We start from the raw sequence: 17,566 nt of genomic DNA, 5'->3' as shown, positions 1-17,566 counted from the left end.
GGGAGCCGGGCGGGTGGGGACCCGCCCGGATCCGGTCCGGTAGCCTGACGGCGCCTGCGGTCAGGCGCTGAACGCCGCGGCGTTCTCACGCACCCACTGGGCGAAGGTGCGCGCGGGCTTGCCCGTTACCTTCTCCACCGTGGGCAGCACGGTGTAACCGGCCTCGGGCGGGTTCGTCCGCATCATCAGGAAGAACTCGATGTCCTCGTCCGCGTAGCCGGTCTGGCGCCACTGCTCGACGATCTCGTCCCTGGACAGCTCGATGTACCGCACCTCGCGGCCGAGGGCCTCGGCAATAGTGCGCACCTTCTCCGGGGGCGTCAGCGCCTGGGGGCCGGTAATCCAGTACTCCTGCTCCGCGTGGCCGTCGGCGGTCAGCGCGACCGCGGCGACGGCGGCGATGTCCGCCTCGTGCACCATGGCGCTCTTGGCCTCGGCGAACGCCTCACGGATGACACCCTCGGTCTTCACGGACTCCGCCCACTCGAGGGCGTTGGACATGAACTCCACCGGCGAGAGGTGCGTCCACTCCAGGCCGCTGGCCTCGATGGCCTGCTCCAGCGGGCTCTTCTCCGTGTCGCCCTTGAGCACGGTCACCCTGCGCACTCCTGCCTTCTGCGCCAGGGCAACGATCTCCGCGCCATTGGTCAGCGGCGAGAAGTCCTCGCCGTTGAAGCTGATCAGGTGCGCGGCGGTTACTCCGTCGAAGGCCTTGGCCAGGCTGGCGGTATCTGCCAGGTTGCCGGCCACCGCCTCGGCCCCGGCGGGGAGATTCGCCTTCTGCGGATTGCGAGTGAGTGCACGAACCTGCTGCCCGGAGGCGAGCAACTGCTCGACGAGGGGGCGTCCGACGTTACCTGTGGCGCCGGCGACAAGAATGGTCATGGAAATCTCCTTCCGTCCTGAGGCAGACGCTAGGAGCATTCGCGGTCAACGCCTGACCGCGTTGAGTGCGAAACTCTCGCCATGTTGGAAACCTCGGCCCGGCTGCTTCGTCTACTCGCCCTGCTACAGACACATCGGGACTGGTCGGGTACGGAGCTGTCCGACCGTCTCGGCGTGAGCCCGCGGACCGTACGCCGCGATGTCGAGAAGCTGCGGACGCTGGGTTATCCGATCAATGCGATCGGTGGCGTCGGAGGCGGTTACCAACTGGGCGCCGGCGCGTCACTGCCCCCGCTGCTGCTCGACGACGAGGAGGCGATCGCCGTGGCGGTCGGGCTGCGCACGGCGGCCGGAGGCGCGGTCACAGGCATCGCCGAGACTTCGGTACGGGCCCTGGCGAAGCTGGACCAGGTGCTGCCGTCGCGGCTGCGTCACCAGGTCAACACGCTCAGCGCGGCGCTGGTGACCATGCCGATGCCCGGCCGTAAGGTCGATCCGTCGACACTGAGCGCGATCGCCTCTGCGGTGCGCGACCGCGAACGGCTGCGGTTCGACTACGAGTCGTACGACGGGGCGCGGACCGTGCGTGACGTGGAGCCATACCGGATGGTCCTTGACGCGCGGCGGTGGTACCTCTTCGCCTGGGACACACAGAGGTCGGACTGGCGGAGGTTCCGGGTCGACCGGCTGACGATTCGCATTCCCATGGGACCGAGGTTCAGCCCGAGGCCGCTTCCCACCGAGGATCTGGCGAGCTACTTCGCCACGGGCCGGAACACCGCCCAGTTCCGCTACCGGGCGGTGCTCACCATGCATGGATCGGCGGTGGAGGTGGCCGATGAGGTTCCATCCACGCTCGGGTCGGTGGAACCCATCGACGACGAGACATGCCTTCTGCGGATCGGCTCGGACAGCCTGGACCATCTGGCGGTGTGGGTGGCCGCGTTCGGTTTCGATTTCGTGGTGCACGAACCGCCCGAGCTGGTGGAGCACCTCCGGACGCTGACCACACGCCTTCAGCGGGCGGCCTGGCCGGAGGGTTGCCCCTGAGGCCGGTCCCGGCCGGTCAGGCCCGGGCCGGCAGAGCGGCGACGGACTTGGCGCGCTCCAGCACCGCTGCCTCCGCCATCTGGAGCGAGGTGGCTGCCTTCTCCAGCTCCACCGGGTCCTGGGAGGTGTACGGCGTGACGGTGTAGGACGCGGTGATGATCTCCAACTGGTAACCGAGGACCTTCTCGAGGACGGTCCGCAGATACGGCCCGCAGTGGTCCATCGCATGATCGGGCGAGCCGGGGCTGTAGTCGCCGCCGTAGGCCAGCACCACCGTGGCCGGGCGTCCCGCCAGGGGGTTGGCACTCGGGTCGTAGGGCAGCGTACGGCCCATCAGCAACGACTGGTCCAGCCACGCCTTGAGGTGCGAGGGGATGGTCCAGTTGTGCATCGGCGCACTGATCAGCAGCGCGTCCGCGGACAGGATCTCCTCCACGAGTTCGTCGTGCAGCGCGGCTGCCGCGCGCTGGCTGTCGGTCTCCGGCTCGTTGAGGAGGGTGACGACCGCGTCGGTGTCCAAGTGGGGTACCGGGGCCGCGGCGAGGTCGCGGTAGGCGACCGTCGCGTGGGGCTGTTCCTTGCCCCACACCTCGCGGAAGGAACCGGCGAGCTTGCGCGACACGGAGTACAGCGAGGGCGAAGAGTCGATGTGCAGCAGCTGGGCCACGGGATACCTCTCATGTAGGGCGATGAACGCCGTGCAGTGGCGCTCGTGGTGGACGCATGGTGCGGTACCGCGCTCGAACCCGGTCAGAGTGCGGCTTGCGTGCGGGGCGGGGTCACATGCGGACGCCGACGAAAAGACCGCGGCCGGACAGCACGCCAGGGACGTACTCGGGCCGCAGACCGGCCTGTTCGAAGGCCGTCTCGTACTGCTTGCGGGTGAAGAGCATGGCGCGGTGCACTTCGCACACATGCCGGACGCCGTCGCTCGACGAGGCCAGCAGGTAGTGGACCTGCATCTGCGACGTATCGCCCTCGCGAACGGTGTGGGCGACCCTGGCGATGGTGGTGCCCTCCCACTCAACGACATCGCTGGACACCCAGCGGTCGACATAGGTCTCGGGGAACCACCACGGCTCGACCGCGACCACTCCCCCGGGCACGACGTGCTGGGCGAAGCAGCTGAGTGCTTGGTTCAGCTCGTCGACGGACTCCACATAGCCGATCGAGGCGAACAGGCAGGTCAGAGAATCGAAGGTGCAGCCGAGGCTGAACGAGCGCATGTCACCTATGTGCAGCGGGATGTCCGGCACATCGGCTCGTGCGATCTCCAGCATCGGCTCGGAGAGATCGACGCCCTCCGTCGGACCGATGAGTTCGGTGAACGGTTTGAGATGTCCGCCAGTCCCACAGGCCACGTCCAGCACGGAGGAGGCCCCCGGGAAACGCTTGCGGATCTGTTCGGCGACCACCTCGGCCTCCGCGAGATAGTCCTTGCCCCGCGCGGTGTGCTGCGCGTAGTAAATCTTCGCCGACTCGGCGCCGTACATACCAACTCCTCCGTTGCGGCGGTGGTGGTGCCCAGGTCCCTGCAGACTCCCCCTCCGCCGTCGAGCGCCGCTGGAACCCGGCCGGGGCTTGAGCGAGTCCCGATCGAGGCGGTCCACGATGCCGTCACGCAGTGCTTGGTTCTTGAGCGAAGGAAGCGAAGGAAAGGACACCATGTCCGCAAACGGCAGGGTCGTCGTCCTGGGCGGTACGGGTTTCCTCGGGCGGCATGTGTGCGTGGCCCTCGGCGAACGCGGCTTCGACGTCGTCGTCGTGGCCCGCAGGCCGCCGGTCGACGCCATTCCCGGGCGGTTCCTCGCACGCGACCTCGTCCAGCTGTCGCCACAGGAGTTGGCGAAGGACCTGGACGAGATCCGGCCCACGGTGGTCGTCAACACCGTCGGCAGTATCTGGGGGCGCACCGATGAGCAGATGTGGAAGGCCGCCGCCGTCCCGACGCTGCGTCTGCTGGACGCGCTGGCGCTGCTGTCCGAGCGGCCCCGGATGGTCCATCTCGGCTCGGTGCTGGAGTACGGCCGGATGAGGGCCGGCAGTACCGCGGGAGCCGCCACGGTGGCGCGGCCGACCAGTGCGTACGGCCGGGCGAAGCTGGCGGCGACGCAGGCGGTGCTGGAGCGGATACACGCGGGCGAACTGGAGGGCATGGTGCTGCGGGTCAGCAATCTCGCGGGCCCGGGCAGCCCGGACGTGAGCCTGCTCGGCCAGGTCGCCGGCCAGCTCCTGGCGGCGGGCGGGCGCCCGGCGGTGGTCATGCTCGACCCCCTGCTGGCCCACCGCGACTACGTGGACGTCCGCGACGTCGCAGACGCCGTGGTGGCCGCCACGGCGTCGAAGGTGTCCGGCGAGCTGGTCGACATAGGCAGCGGCGAGAGTACGCCGGTGCGGGCCATGGTCGACCTGCTGATCGAGCGCAGCCGGCTGCCCGCCGCCGTCGTGGAGCGCAAGGGGTCGGGCAAGCAGCACTCCACCGAGACCTGGTCGCGGGTGGACATCGGACCGGCCGAGCGGCTGCTCGGCTGGCGGCCACGCAGGCCGCTCGCCGATGCGGTGGAGGCGTACTGGCACGAGTTCATCGAGCGACAACACATCACGACGCAAAAGGGAGAACCGTCGGCATGACCACTTATGTCTGGGACTATCTGCCGGAGTACGAGGCGGAGCGCGAAGATCTGCTCGACGCCGTCGACACGGTGTTCCGCTCCGGCAATCTGGTGCTCGGGCCGAGTGTCGGCGGCTTCGAGCGCGAGTTCGCCGATTACCACGGGGTGGCGCACTGCACCGGAGTGGACAACGGCACCAACGCGGTCAAGCTCGGCCTGCAGGCCCTGGGCGTCGGCCCCGGGGACGAGGTGATCACCGTCTCGAACACCGCGGCGCCCACGGTAGTGGCCATCGACGGCACCGGGGCCACACCGGTGTTCGTCGACATCCGTGAGCAGGACTTCCTCATGGACACCGAGCAGGTGGCCGCGGCCATCACACCGCGCACCAAGGCCCTGCTGCCCGTACATCTCTACGGGCAGTGCGTCGACATGGCGCCGCTTCGCGAACTCGCCGACCGGCACGGGCTGGTGATCCTGGAGGACTGCGCCCAGGCGCACGGCGCACGTCACCACGGCAAACCCGCGGGCACCATGGGCGACGCGGCCGCGTTCTCCTTCTACCCGACCAAGGTGCTGGGCGCCTACGGCGACGGCGGAGCGGTGATCACCTCGGACGACGAGATCGACGCCGACATGCGGCGGCTGCGCTACTACGGCATGGAGAAGACCTACTACGTGGTGCGGACCCCCGGACACAACAGCCGTCTGGACGAGGTGCAGGCGGAGATCCTGCGCCGGAAGCTGCGCAGACTTGACGGCTACATCGCGGGCCGGCGCACCGTGGCGGAGCGCTACGAACAGGGTCTGGGCGATCTCGCCGACCGCGGTCTGCTGCTGCCTGCCACGAACGAGGGCAACGACCATGTGTACTACGTCTATGTGGTGCGGCATCCCCGGCGGGACGAGATCATCGAGGCACTCAAGCGCTACGACATCTCACTGAACATCAGCTATCCCTGGCCGGTGCACACCAATTCCGGCTTCGCGCACCTCGGCTACGGCACGGGATCGCTGCCGGTCACCGAACGGCTGGCCGGCGAGATCTTCTCGCTTCCCATGTATCCCTCTCTGTCGGCCGGCCTCCAGGACAAGGTGATCTCAGCCGTACGGGAGGCCGTACTCGCCCTCTGAGTCACACATGACGGCAGGGCCCACCCGGTGCGGGGTGGGCCCTGCCGTCATGAAGGGCTTCAGACGAGTGCCTCGATCGCCTTGATCACCTCCGCCGGGGCAGGCAGACCGGCGATCTCGTCGGCGAGCCCGCGTGCACGCTCCCGGTAGGAGGTGTCGGACAGCAGCTTCGAGATCTCGGCCGCGACGTCCTCGGGCGGCTCGTGGTGCGACGCCATGGTGACCGAGGCCCCGTATTCGTCCACCCGGCGCATCGGGATCGCCGAGTACTGGATCTCCGGGAGGACCAGTTGCGGGACCCCGGCGCTCAGCAGGGTCATCACCGTGACGCCACCGCCGTGGTGCACCGCAACATCCGTGGTCGGCGCGATCACGTCGAGGGGTACGAATCCGGCCTTGACGTCCGGGTATTCGGCCCGGATCTGCGAAGCGAGCGGTTCCGACGTCGCCACGACGATCTCCACGTCACCCTTGCCCAGCAGCGGGTTGTCCAGCAGGGGCCGGAAGAAGTCCATGCCCAGCGCCGGGATGAACACGCTCCGCGAGCCGGACGTGATCAGCACCCGGGGACGGTCGCCCTTGGCGTACATCCACGGCTGCAGCGGGATCTGCGGGTTGCCGGCGGTCCAGCGCATGGGCTGCGCGGGTTCGGCGTGGTCCGGCCGCACGCTGGGCGGAGTGATGTCGACGAACATGTTCGGGTCGGGGATGGCGTCCAGACCGAACCGGGAGAGTTCCGGGCGCAGTTCATCCGTGGCGCCCTGCCAGTCGACGTCGGTACGGTCATAGATGGCCCAGGTGTGGCGGACCAGCGGAAGACCGAACCGGTGTGCGACCAGCGGGCCGGCGAAGTTGTACTCCCCGCCGATCACCACATCAGGCTTCCACCGCTCGGCCAGCTCCTCCGTGCCCTGGAGGCTCGCAGCCGAGAGACGGGCGAAGCCCCGCCCCGCGAAGTCCATCTCGTTGTCCTCGGAGGTGGGCATCGCCAGCCAGTTGCCCTCCCTGTCCTTGAGTATTGCGTCCGCCATGCCCAGCTGGGTCACCCCACAGGCGGGCAGGCCGAGGCCGTTGATGAGGTCGAGGTTCTCCTCCGGCGCGGCCACGATGACGTCGTGGCCGGCCGTCCTCGCCGCCGACGCGAGCGGCGCGCTGGCGTGTACAGGCGCAGCACCGCCCCCGGCGATGAACAGGAATCGCATGGTTTCTCCTTAGCTCATCAAGGACCGGGGGCCACGGCGGGCGCCGTGCCCGGCGGCCCACGGATTACTGACTCACGGCCTTCTGGTACCGGTGGATGGCCATGGGTACGAAGATCGCGAGAATGAGGGCCACCCACAGGAACGACGCCAGGGCCGGGTTCTGCAGCGGCCATACGTCCGGGCCGGGCCGGCGCACGGCGTTGCCCAGACCGGTCAGCGACGCGAGGACGATCACCAGGAGGTTGCTGACCGCGTCGCCGTTGGTCCGGCCGGGGTCCAGACCGCCCAGCGCGGTATTGGTGCCGGAATTCCCTTTCCGCCCCTCGGCGACGATCGCATTCGGCACTACTCCTCCATCACCCACGTCAGGCGAGTTCGCGGTGGAAGCCCGATGGCTTCGGTCGGGGCGCTCGACACGGTAGGACCATTCGCGGCCAGCTTTTGTCCCCGATTGCTCGGCAGCCGCAGATAAATCGCCGTCGTCCCCGGGATCGGGCCGGTTCCCATTCTCCGGTCGGCGCACTGGACAACAGGTCGAATACCGCCGGACCGGTAGCCGGAGTACGACCCCTGGCGGTGGCCGTAAGTGGCGCTTCTCACCCCGGAGCACATACGGGTGCATGCAAAGCGCAGGCAATGAACGGCTCATGTCGGCTGCCGATTCGTATCCGATCGATCATCCGGAAAGCGGCGAAAAGCAGCCATCGAGCAGCTGGGAAAGCGGGCATCCGCAGGGCCGACGTCCACGTCACGGCACCGGTCGAGGCGGAATCCAGGCCACCCATAGCGCCGGCCCTCAGCGTATCGGCACGGCGCTTCCCTGCAGCGTGGGCGAGAGAACTGGCCACCGCGGGACCGCCCCCACCCACGTGTTGCTGTCTGAGCGGTCCGCCATGGACCGGGAACGGATACCTGACGATGAGTCGGAAACTTGGCGTTCTTACCCTCGCCGGCGTGCTCGGCCTCACTCTCCTGATGCCGCAGGCCGCCGGCGCTGTCACAACGCCCGCCGCTTCGCGCGATGCGGCCGTCGGCACGCACCGTGCTGCTCCGATCGGCGTGTGGACCGGCATGGTGACCTTCCCAACTGGTCAGGTCGAGGCCACGATGTCGTTCCACGCGAACGGGAAGGTGTGCCTGCTGACCCCACCCCCCGGACCCGATGGAGGCGTCGAGGGGCAGGGCACCTGGCAGAGCACCGGTCCGAACACCTTCACCTTCAAGGTGACGGAACGATTCTTCGACGGCGCGGGCACAACTACGGGCTATCTCCGCGCCACTCACAACGCCACCCTGCGGAACAATGTGTTCACCACGGTGGGTGACGGGGCCTTCTACGACGCCGACTGGAACGAGCAGAACACCTTCACCGCCACATCCAAGATGCGCCGGAAGAGCAGGACGGTGTCCTGCTGACCCATCGGGCCTGGCCCGTCAGCCTGCGGCCGGCTGGTCCCGGACGATCGTCCGGGATTCCGCCCGCAGGCGGCCGTCCACGCGCACCAAGACATCGGTGACGGCGTAGGTCGACTCGAACCTGACTCGGCCTTCCGCCTCGGTGAGCGTCACCAGAGACCCGTAGGCCACGGTGATGGAGCCGTCGTCGGCCTCGTTCATCAGATAGTTGTCGTTCCAGTGACGGACGACGACGTCGCGGTAGCGGGGCAGCGCCTGGCGGGCATGGGCGAGCATCGCGGCCCTGCCTTCCAGCTTCTGCCCGCGGTGGACATGGTGAGTCACGCCCTGCTCGGTGAACGTGCCGACGTACGCCTCGATGTCCTGTGCGTCCAGCAGACTCATCTGCTGGGCGTAGTACCGCAGGACCTCCACGTACAGGTCAGCGCCTACCTCCGCCATCCGCCATCCCCATTCCTCGTCACGATGTGTGCCGGCATGCCCGGGTCGTCGACCGTCAGGTCGTCCTGGGGTGTTCCCCATCCGGATCCGGATGTCACGACAGCCGGGACTTGCGGCGTCCGGTACTGCCGTACCAGCGGCGATGCGTCCAGGTCGAGCTCGGAACGCAGCACCGCCTGCTGCAGGTTCTGCAGCCGGTTCGAGGGCTCGACTCCGAGCTCCGCGTTCAGGGTCTCGCGCAGGGTCCTGAACACCTCCAGGGCCTGAGACTGCCGGCCGGCCCGGTACAGCGAGACCATGTGGTGGGCGCAGAGGTTCTCATGCATCGGGTGTTTGGCGGTCAACACCGTGAGCTCGCTGAGCACGGCGTAGTGCCGACCGAGCCGTATGTCCACCCCTATACGGCTTTCCAGCACGTTGAGCCTGCTCTCATCGAGCCTGGCCACCTCGATGCTGAGCGGCATACCGACCCGCACGTCGGCCAGCGCGTGGCCCTGCCACTGGGCCAGCGCCATGCCGAGGTACCTGGACGCCGCTTCGTACTCGGCGTCCTCGATGGCCCGGTTGCCGGCGTCCACGAGCTGTTCGTAGACGCGTACGTCGACATCCTCAGGCGCTATGTCGAGCAGGTAGCCGTCGAAGCGGGTGACAAGGACATCCTTGGCCCTGACCCGTGAGCCGACAGGCAGTGCCGAGTCGATCAGCCTGCGCAGCTGGAGGATGTAGGTCTGCAGTGTCGTCCGTACGCTCATCGGGGGGCGGTCACCCCACAGTTCCTCGATGAGCGTCGGTACGGAAACGATGCGCCCGGCGCTCAGAGCGAGCAAGGCCAGGACTTGACGAGGCTTAGCGGCGGTGGGCGTCACCGACCGTCCGTTTAAAGTGGCGTTCAACTCTCCCAGAAGACGTATACTCACGAAACTCCCCCACGAAATGGAGTGCATCTTCCATACGGTCACCGTCAGACAGTGGCGAACTTTCCACAGGTAACATCATCGCTCGGCTCAAGCGACGAGTGCCCTGGATTACGCACCCCCTGATCTGTGCCCTGCGGTCAACAGGACCAGTTGCGTCAGCCTATGTACGCTTTGACTGCCTGGTCAACCAATCTGCTCGAACAGCCAATCAGGCCGCTCGAATAATCAACTAAACGCTCCGCATATTCAGCCACACAACTTGAATCTGACTAGACCCGTCTGGTTATGGGCATCTTGAGCAGCGCCGCAGGTGGTGGGCCCGGTGAGCGCGGACAGCCCTACGGGGACACGGAGTCCCTGGGCCCGCGCCCGACCGGACCGGGTGCGGGCCCAGCCGCGGGGGCCCGCCGCGCGTCAGTAGTTGCCCAGCCCTCCGCAGACATTGAGCGCCTGGGCAGTGATGGAGGCGGCGGAGTCCGTCACCAGGTAGCCGACCAGGCCGGCGACCTCCTCAGGCGTCGAGTAACGGCCCAGCGGTATCTTGGCGTTGAACTTCTCCAGCACCTCTTGCTCGCTGATCTCCCAGTGGGCGGCGTAGCCCTGCCGTACCCGCACAGCCATGGGCGTCTCCACGTAACCGGGGCACACCGCGTTCACCGTGATGCCCCGCGCGGCCAGCTCGAAGCCCACCGACTTGGTGAAGCCCACGACCCCGTGCTTCGAGGCTGTATATGGTGCGGCGAACATCACACCCTGCTTCCCGGCAGTCGAAGCGATGTTGACGATCCGCCCCCAACCGGAGTCGAGCATGCCGCCGGCCCGCAGCACCTCCTTGGTCACCCGGAAGACGCTGTTCAGGTTGGTGTTGAGCACCTCGAGCCACAAGTCCTCGTCGAGGTCGGCGATTTCCCCGCCGCCACCGCGGCCGGCATTGTTGACGAGGATGTCTATCCGGCCGAACCGGTCGGCCGCGGCAGCCACCGCGGCGCGGATCTGCTGGGTGGAGGTGACATCGCAGGAAATGCCGTCCGCCTCGAAGCCGCCGTCGCGCAGCTCGTCCACCACGGCGGCGACGTTCTTCTCGTCACGTGCGCAACCGAAGACGGTGATGCCCTGGCGGGCGAGGGTGCGGGCCGTCGCTAGGCCGATCCCGCTGCTGACTCCGGTGATGAAGGCAGTTTTCTGGCTGGTCATGATTCCTCTCTCTGGTCAGCGGCACCGTGGGTGCCCGGGTACCGGGTCAGGCGGCGCAGTGAGGCAGACGGCCGTGGAACTCGACCATCTCCCGGAACGAGGAGGCCACGTCGATCCGCTCGCCGGGCGCGAGGCCGTCGAGTTCTGCGTAGGCGCGGTGCAGATTGCCGACAAGACGCTCCGGGTCGACGAGGGCGGCGTAGGGTCCGAGGTCTGCCGCCCTGGCCGACTCCAGCGCGGACCGGCCCGCCCGCCTGCCGTCCTCGGCCAGTTTGCGGATCCAGCGCAGATACGACTCGGTGGCTTCCAGCATCTCCGCGTTCCCGGCGGGACCGTGGCCCGGCACAACGATGTCCGGGCCCAGCTTCCGCAGTTCGGCGAGGGCCCGCAGCGATCCCTCGACGGACCCCATCAGGACGTACGGTGTGACACCCGACCACACGACGTCCCCGGTGAACAGCACCTTTCGCCGCGGCACCCAGGCGACGACATCGCTCGCCGTGTGCGCAGGGCCGACCTGTGCCAGTTCGACGGTCAGCTCCCCGAGCCGCAGGGTGAGGCGGTCCCGGAACGTCACGTCGGGCAGGGTGAGTTCGGGTTCGCCCCAATCGACGTCGGGCCACAGATGGCACAGTGCGAGACCCGCCTCCGCCATGTCGGAACGGGTGAGTTCGTGGGCGATCACGCTCGCACGGGGCACGAACTGGCTGTTGCCGAACACATGGTCACCGTGAAAGTGGGTGTTGACCACAGCATCCGGTCCCCCGGGCGCGATGCGCTCCACCTCCTCCCGGAGGCGACGTGCGCGCGCCTGGGTCGCCACGGTGTCGACGAGCACGGCCTTGCCGCCAGAGGCGATCAGCCCGGCGTTGTTGAGACACCACCCGCCGGGAGCCTGCTCGTACGCGTACACGCCCTCGGCCAGCTCGCGCAGTTGAGGCAATGCCCCTGTTGTACCGCCCTCGCTCCCTCTGCTCGGAGCCACAGCCATCACACGGCGTCCGAGAACCGCTGGAGTGTCTCGCCGGGGCTCGGCCCGTCCAGCGCCTTGAAGATGCGTTCCGCATCCGCGCCGTGCTTGTCCAGGCGGACATGGGCCAACTCCACACGGGTCGTGCCGGGCCCGGCGGGGGTGAAGACGACCTCTATCTCGCTGGCGCGCTCGTCGTCCGGAATGGACTGCCAGCGGCCGTCGATCCGCCACGTCAGCCGCAGCCGGAACGGGGGCTCCCACACGAGTACCCGGCCCCAGTCGATCTCGAGGCCGTCGACATCCCACTCGTAGTACCGGCCGCCGGCCCGCGGCTCCATGGCCAGACCGGCGCGGGGCCGGGTGACCAGTACGTGCGACGGCGGCCACCAGTCGGCCATCCGCTCGGTGAACACCTCGAAGCAACGCCGGGCATCGGCCTTGACCTCGATCGACTTGCGTACATCGGGAATTGGACTCTCCGGCATGGCCATCCTTCCGCACGGATGCTGAGTGAGTGCGGCCACCGTCATCACTACAGCTCGATCTCGTGTGGAGCACGGCTCGAACCCCGCTCCCTCGCATTCCAACTTGCCTGGACCACGAATCGAGGGGCAGCACGCACGCTGGCGGGCACGCACGGTCCGTCCCGAGTGGTGCCGCACCGGCACGTCCCCGATGCCGGCCGGCGGAACCTGATCCACCGTCACCGCGAAGGAGACTCATGGCCCGCAGGGCAGTCATCACCGGAATCGGCGTCGTCGCGCCCGGAGGCATCGGAAGGGCGCCCTTCTGGCAGCTTCTCGCCGATGGCAGGACAGCGACACGCACGATCACACAGTTCGACGCGAGTAAGCACCGGTGCCGGGTCGCGGCCGAATGCGACTTCGACCCCCTCGCGCTCGGGCTGACCCCCCAGGAGGTCCGCCGTACCGACAGGGTCTCCCAACTGGCCATGGTCGCGGCCGGGGAGGCTCTCGCCGACAGTGGCCTGGAGCTCGACGGCGCGCTCGCGGAGCGCACAGGTGTGGCCGTCGGCAGTGCCGTCGGCGGCACCACAACCATGGAGCGGGAGTACTCCGTTCTGTCCAACGGCGGCCGGGACTGGGTGGTCGACCCGTCGTTCGCCGTGCCGCACCTGTACGACTACTTCCTGCCGAGTTCCATCGCCGCCGAAGTCGCCCGGACCAGCGGCGCCCTGGGGCCCGCGACGGTCGTCTCGACCGGCTGCACCTCAGGCATCGACTCGGTCGGGTACGCCGCTGAGCTGATCCGGGACGGTGAGGCCGATGTCATGGTCACCGGGGCGACCGACGCGCCGATCTCCCCGATCACCGTGACCTGCTTCGACGTCATCAGGGCCACGTCCGCCCGCAACGACGACCCGGCCACCGCCTGTCGGCCGTTCGACCGGACGAGAACGGGCCTGATCCTCGGCGAAGGCGCGGCGGTACTGATTCTGGAGGAGTACGAGCACGCCAGGCGCCGCGGCGCGACCATCTACGCACAGGTGTCCGGCTACGCCTCGCGCTGCAACGCCTTTCACATGACCGGGCTGAAGGCGGATGGCCGGGAGATGTCAGAGGCCATCGACCTGGCGATGGACGAAGCCCGGGTGAATCCCGATGACATCGACTACGTCAACGCCCACGGTTCCGGCACAAAGCAGAACGACCGCCACGAGACGGCCGCGGTCAAGAGGAGCCTCGGGGAGCACGCCTACAGCACACCGATGAGCGGGATCAAAGCCATGATCGGCCACTCGCTCGGTGCGATCGGATCGCTGGAGATCGCGGCCTGCGCCCTGTCAATGCGCAACGGCGTCGTCGTACCCACGGCCAATCTGCACGAACCGGACCCCGAGTGCGACCTGGACTACGTGCCGAACACGGCCCGCGAGAAGCAGCTCGACGCAGTGCTCACCGTCGGCAGCGGCTTCGGGGGTTTCCAGAGCGCGATGGTACTGACCAGTTTGGAGCGGACCGCATCATGAAGCAGGACGTCGTTGTCACCGGTGTCGACGTGGTCGCACCGAACGGAGTGGGAATCGAGACCTACTGGGCAGCCACCCTGAAGGGCGTCTCGGCGATCCGGCCCATCAGCCGGTTCGACGCGGCTCGCTATCCGGTACGGCTGGCTGCCGAGATACCCCAGTTCGATGCCGAGCGCACCTTCCCGAAGAAGCTGGTCCCGCAGACGGACCGGCTGACACAGCTCGCCATGATGTGCGCCGACACGGCGCTGGCCGACGCGGAGGTCGACCCCGCAGCGCTGCCGGAGTTCGCGGCCGGGGTCGCCGTCTCCAGTGCCACCGGCGGCCTGGAGTTCGGTCAGCAGCAGCTCCAGCAGCTGTGGGGCACCGGCTGGGAGTCAGTGAGCCCCTATATGTCGTTCGCCTGGTATTACGCGGTCAACACCGGCCAGATCTCGATCAGGAACGGAATGCGGGGCCCTGGCGGAGTGGTCGTCTCGGAGCAGGCCGGCGGCCTCGACTCGATCGCGTTCGCCCGCAGGCGCGTGCGCAAGGGGACTCCTGTCATGGTCACCGGCGGGTTCGACAGCATGCTGTGCCCCTATGGCGTCTCGACCGTCTCAGCTGCCACCGGGGTGAGCCGGAGCGACGATCCCGAGCGCGCGTATCTGCCGTTCCACTCCTCGTCCTCGGGTTTCGTACCGGGCGAGGGCGGGGCCGTGCTCGTCCTGGAGTCCAGGGAGGGTGCGGCCGAGCGGGGTGCCCGCACCGTCCACGGTGTGGTGGCGGGCCATGCGGCGACCTTCGACCCGGACGCGGCGGGTTCCTCCGGTGACGGCCTGCGGCGGGCCGCGCGGGCGGCGCTGGCCGATTCCGGAACGGCGGCGGAGGACATAGACGTGGTATTCGCCGATGCCGCCGGCAGCGTACCCCTCGACCGGGCCGAAGCCGACGCGCTGACCACACTGTTCGGCACCCGGCGGGTTCCGGTGAGCGCGCCGAAGGCACTCGTGGGCCGGATGATGTCCGGCGGTGCTGCCCTCGATGTCGTGACCGCGCTGCTCAGCATGCGCGACGGCGTCGTTCCCCCGGTGCCCGAGCTGGATCGTACGGCGGTCGACCCCAGGATCGACCTCGTCGTCGGCGAGCCGCGCACGCAGGAGGTGCGCTCGGCACTGGTGCTGGCCCGGGGCCACGGCGGGTTCGCGTCGGCCATGGTGCTCACCAAGCCGTGACGGTCACACGCCCGGGGGCCCGGCTCGATCGAGCCGGGCCCCCGGGCCTTTGTGGATCCGCCGCTGCGCGACCGTCCGGTCCTGCCGCTCAGCGCCGCTTTCCGGTCGGTACGACGTACCGGGTGAAGAGCAGATCCCGGACGACGTCGTCGCCGCCTTCGACCAGGCCGACGTACCGCAGATCGCGCACCAGTTTCCCGATGGGGTGGTCATGGGTGTAGCCCAGACCGCCGAACATCTCCGAACCGATGGTCGCCACCTGCCAGGCGGCCTGGCCGCAGTACATCTTCGCCGCCAGAGCCGAACGCAGCGTGCCGATCCGGTACATGGCGGACGCCGGGTCGGCCTGCGCCATATAGCTGTCGAACTCCGCCGCGGCCGCGCGGCACTGGTTGCGCATGACGTCGATCAGCATCTCGATCTGGCCGAGCTTGCCGGCGAAGACCGCGTTGCGGACGAGCGGAGCGCCGTGCACCTGCTTCACCGACGCGTACTCCATCGACAGGTCCCTGACCTGGCGGGCCAGGCCGATGGCGGTTGAGGCGATGAGGATCCGGCTGGCGTTCAGCCCGATCTCAAGGTTCCTCAGACCGTTTCCGCGCAGGCAGTACTCAGCCGGCACCACGCAGTCGCGCAATCGGACCTGATACGTGGCCGAGCCCCGCATCCCGATCATGTCCCAGCGTTTGACGATCTCCACGCCGGCGGTCTCACGGGGCACCAGGATCACGCTGAACACCGCGTCGTCGTCGGCGTCCCGGGCGACCACCAGCAGCAGGTCGGCGGCATCGGTGTTGGTGGAGAAGTACTTGTCCCCGCTGATGACCACCTTCCCGCCGTCGCGCCTGTATCCGGTGGTGATCCGGCCGAGTTCGCTTCCCGCCTCCTCCTCGCTGGCGAGGATCCCGAGGACGCCGCCCTCACTCGCCATGCGCTCCAGATGGGGGCGTACAAGGGACTCCTCGCCGCAAAGCTGGAGCATGGTGGTGCCCAGGATCGACAGGAAGGAGCCGAAGGCGAATCCGGCGTCGCCGTACGACAGCTCCGAGACGATGTCCACACTGTCCCGCAGGGACACTCCGGCACCGCCGTACTCGGCGGGGATCCACCAGTTCGCCAGCCCGGCTTCGGCCAGCCGGGCGGACTCGGGGGTGGGCGCCGCGGGCAGTTGGTCGAAGTGGTCCGGCTTCGGCAGGATCTCCGCGTGCACGAACGACCGTACGCGGCCGAGTAGTTCGGCTGCTCGTGACGCGGCGTCGGGTGAAGCGGTGCCGGTCACGCGGCCTGAGCCAGCTGGCGGTTGAAGATGTCGAGGAAGTCCCTGGGCGTCTCGATGTCCGAGGCGTCCGAGTCCTCGAGCTTGATCTGGAAATGCTGCTCCAGACTGCTCGTCGTCGCGATGACGGCGAGCGAGTCGAAGCCCAGATCGACCAGCTGGGTGTCCAGGATGTCACCGGACAGGTCGATGCTCTCGTCCTCGCCCACCGCGCGCAGCAGGAAACCCTTGAGGTCGTCGATCGTCAACTCGGCCATGGAAGCAACCTTTCTTCGTGGTGTGGGAAATCAGCGGGCTTCGATGAACGCGCGGGCCCTGGCCAGCGTCGCCCGGCTGTTGGAGCCCAGGGAGTTGCGCACGGCCGCCCGCGCGGCCTCCAATGACTCGGGAGGTTCGGGGAGCGCGGCAATGGCCTCCGGGTCGAGGATCACCTGATGGCGCGAGGTCACCTTGACCGTGCCGTCCGGAGCATCCTCGAACAGCCACTCACCGTTGTGCGCCTGGAGCACGGGCGGCAGCTTGGTCTGCTTGTAGACGATCCGCCGCTGCGGAGTGCAGACCCGCCCGGAGACCGTCGTATGCACCGACCCGTCCAGCGCCCGCGTGTCCATCTCCATGTACTGCAGCCCACTCACGTCCTCGCGCAGGTCCATGCGCACGACGTGCGGGATGCGGTCCGGCCACTTCGCCGCGTCGTAGATGAAGTCGTAGGCGTCCTCGAGCGATCCGGCGATCACATCGGTGTCCGAGAAGTCCAGCAGCAGTTCTTTCTCGGCCTCGCCGCGCTCGGCCGCGCGCCTGAGATGGCTCAGCTCGGAGACACTGTTGGTCTCCACGGCCTGCGCGATACGGGCGAGGGCGGCCGGGTCGTCGGCGGTGGCCCGGTAGTGGTGGTCGAGGACCACCGTGCAGGTACCGTCACCGCGTTCCTGGACCGACCACTCGCCTCCCATCGCGGCGACCGGGGAGGAGGGCCGGGTCTGCTCGAACCGCACGCGGTGTCCGGCCGGGTCCAGCCGGCGCCTCGACTCCCAGGTGCGCAGATCGCCATTGGCCACCGCCCAGATCCGTATCCGTTCGTCGCTGTCGTCCCCGGCCACCCGTTCGGCCCGTACGGTGGGCGGAAAGTACAGCGGCCACAGGCTCACATCGGCGACGATGCGGTAGACGACGTCCGCCGACGCCGCCACTTCGATCCGGTGGGTCACCTCGGTGTTGCTCATGACGAGCCCTCTCTCCTCTCCAGCGTGCGCGGTACGGGA

19 protein-coding genes are annotated in these 17,566 nt (G+C 68.2%); 6 read left to right on the top strand and 13 right to left on the bottom strand.

The window, feature by feature from the left end; translation table 11 throughout:
- Positions 1-60: 60 nt before the first annotated feature.
- Positions 61-885 carry an SDR family oxidoreductase gene (locus tag ACH492_RS03655; RefSeq protein WP_398982339.1) on the bottom strand — a complete coding sequence of 275 codons (825 nt, stop codon included), beginning with the start codon at positions 883-885 and terminating at the stop codon, positions 61-63.
- Between the two features lie 81 nt (positions 886-966).
- On the opposite strand from ACH492_RS03655, the gene ACH492_RS03650 reads away from it, so the two are divergent.
- Positions 967-1,935, top strand: coding sequence for a helix-turn-helix transcriptional regulator (locus ACH492_RS03650; protein ID WP_398982337.1), 969 nt, complete (start codon positions 967-969; stop codon positions 1,933-1,935).
- A 16-nt stretch (positions 1,936-1,951) separates the two neighbouring features.
- Here the strand turns inward: ACH492_RS03650 and ACH492_RS03645 are convergent, their stop codons facing one another.
- On the bottom strand, positions 1,952-2,602 hold the full coding sequence (locus ACH492_RS03645; protein WP_398982335.1) for an FMN-dependent NADH-azoreductase: 651 nt from the start codon (positions 2,600-2,602) through the stop codon (positions 1,952-1,954).
- A gap of 112 nt (positions 2,603-2,714) precedes the next feature.
- On the bottom strand, positions 2,715-3,428 hold the full coding sequence (locus ACH492_RS03640) for a class I SAM-dependent DNA methyltransferase (RefSeq protein ID WP_398982333.1): 714 nt from the start codon (positions 3,426-3,428) through the stop codon (positions 2,715-2,717).
- A 172-nt stretch (positions 3,429-3,600) separates the two neighbouring features.
- On the opposite strand from ACH492_RS03640, the gene ACH492_RS03635 reads away from it, so the two are divergent.
- Complete coding sequence (locus ACH492_RS03635) at positions 3,601-4,566, top strand: NAD-dependent epimerase/dehydratase family protein (protein ID WP_398982331.1); 966 nt, start codon at positions 3,601-3,603, stop codon at positions 4,564-4,566.
- On the top strand, positions 4,563-5,681 hold the full coding sequence (locus ACH492_RS03630; RefSeq protein WP_398982329.1) for a DegT/DnrJ/EryC1/StrS family aminotransferase: 1,119 nt from the start codon (positions 4,563-4,565) through the stop codon (positions 5,679-5,681). The genes ACH492_RS03635 and ACH492_RS03630 overlap by 4 nt, the downstream gene beginning before the upstream one ends.
- 59 nt (positions 5,682-5,740) lie before the next feature.
- Here the strand turns inward: ACH492_RS03630 and ACH492_RS03625 are convergent, their stop codons facing one another.
- Together ACH492_RS03625 and ACH492_RS03620 are read right to left on the bottom strand one after the other, a co-directional pair.
- Positions 5,741-6,883, bottom strand: a complete 1,143-nt coding sequence (locus ACH492_RS03625; RefSeq protein WP_398982327.1) for a glycosyltransferase — start codon at positions 6,881-6,883, stop codon at positions 5,741-5,743.
- 64 nt (positions 6,884-6,947) lie between these two features.
- Complete coding sequence (locus ACH492_RS03620) at positions 6,948-7,229, bottom strand: hypothetical protein (protein WP_398982326.1); 282 nt, start codon at positions 7,227-7,229, stop codon at positions 6,948-6,950.
- A 572-nt stretch (positions 7,230-7,801) separates the two neighbouring features.
- Here ACH492_RS03620 and ACH492_RS03615 point away from each other — a divergent pair.
- On the top strand, positions 7,802-8,299 hold the full coding sequence (locus ACH492_RS03615; RefSeq protein WP_398982324.1) for a hypothetical protein: 498 nt from the start codon (positions 7,802-7,804) through the stop codon (positions 8,297-8,299).
- Positions 8,300-8,317: 18 nt separating this feature from the next.
- Here ACH492_RS03615 and ACH492_RS03610 read toward each other — a convergent pair whose 3' ends face one another.
- From ACH492_RS03610 to ACH492_RS03590, 5 genes are all read right to left on the bottom strand, one after another.
- Complete coding sequence (locus tag ACH492_RS03610) at positions 8,318-8,740, bottom strand: nuclear transport factor 2 family protein (RefSeq protein ID WP_398982322.1); 423 nt, start codon at positions 8,738-8,740, stop codon at positions 8,318-8,320.
- The gene (locus ACH492_RS03605) at positions 8,728-9,567 is read right to left on the bottom strand and encodes a BTAD domain-containing putative transcriptional regulator (RefSeq protein ID WP_398982320.1); all 840 of its coding nucleotides are present in this window, start codon (positions 9,565-9,567) and stop codon (positions 8,728-8,730) included. The genes ACH492_RS03610 and ACH492_RS03605 overlap by 13 nt, the downstream gene beginning before the upstream one ends.
- Before the next feature lie 504 nt (positions 9,568-10,071).
- A complete protein-coding gene (locus ACH492_RS03600; protein ID WP_398982318.1) occupies positions 10,072-10,851 on the bottom strand; it encodes an SDR family NAD(P)-dependent oxidoreductase in 780 nt (259 codons plus the stop codon).
- A 46-nt stretch (positions 10,852-10,897) separates the two neighbouring features.
- A complete protein-coding gene (locus ACH492_RS03595; RefSeq protein ID WP_398982316.1) occupies positions 10,898-11,794 on the bottom strand; it encodes an MBL fold metallo-hydrolase in 897 nt (298 codons plus the stop codon).
- A gap of 47 nt (positions 11,795-11,841) precedes the next feature.
- Positions 11,842-12,309 carry an SRPBCC family protein gene (locus ACH492_RS03590; RefSeq protein ID WP_398982314.1) on the bottom strand — a complete coding sequence of 156 codons (468 nt, stop codon included), beginning with the start codon at positions 12,307-12,309 and terminating at the stop codon, positions 11,842-11,844.
- A 236-nt stretch (positions 12,310-12,545) separates the two neighbouring features.
- Between ACH492_RS03590 and ACH492_RS03585 the strand changes: the two genes are divergently transcribed.
- The gene (locus ACH492_RS03585; protein ID WP_398982312.1) at positions 12,546-13,814 is read left to right on the top strand and encodes a beta-ketoacyl-[acyl-carrier-protein] synthase family protein; all 1,269 of its coding nucleotides are present in this window, start codon (positions 12,546-12,548) and stop codon (positions 13,812-13,814) included.
- Positions 13,811-15,028, top strand: coding sequence for a beta-ketoacyl synthase N-terminal-like domain-containing protein (locus ACH492_RS03580; RefSeq protein WP_398982310.1), 1,218 nt, complete (start codon positions 13,811-13,813; stop codon positions 15,026-15,028). Before ACH492_RS03585 ends, ACH492_RS03580 begins: the two co-directional genes overlap by 4 nt.
- Before the next feature lie 88 nt (positions 15,029-15,116).
- On the opposite strand, the gene ACH492_RS03575 is transcribed toward ACH492_RS03580, so the two are convergent.
- The 3 genes from ACH492_RS03575 to ACH492_RS03565 are packed head-to-tail and all read right to left on the bottom strand — an operon-like array spanning position 15,117 to position 17,527.
- Positions 15,117-16,307 carry an acyl-CoA dehydrogenase family protein gene (locus ACH492_RS03575; RefSeq protein WP_398982308.1) on the bottom strand — a complete coding sequence of 397 codons (1,191 nt, stop codon included), beginning with the start codon at positions 16,305-16,307 and terminating at the stop codon, positions 15,117-15,119.
- Complete coding sequence (locus tag ACH492_RS03570) at positions 16,304-16,561, bottom strand: acyl carrier protein (protein ID WP_398982306.1); 258 nt, start codon at positions 16,559-16,561, stop codon at positions 16,304-16,306. The genes ACH492_RS03575 and ACH492_RS03570 overlap by 4 nt, the downstream gene beginning before the upstream one ends.
- 30 nt (positions 16,562-16,591) lie before the next feature.
- Positions 16,592-17,527 (bottom strand): aromatase/cyclase, encoded by a 936-nt coding sequence (locus ACH492_RS03565; protein ID WP_398982304.1) that lies wholly within the window; start codon positions 17,525-17,527, stop codon positions 16,592-16,594.
- Positions 17,528-17,566 lie beyond the last annotated feature (39 nt).

This window comes from Streptomyces sp. NPDC019443 (genome assembly GCF_044389785.1).
Taxonomy (GTDB): Bacteria; Actinomycetota; Actinomycetes; order Streptomycetales; family Streptomycetaceae; genus Streptomyces.
This window is presented reverse-complemented; position numbering and strand designations above follow the sequence as displayed.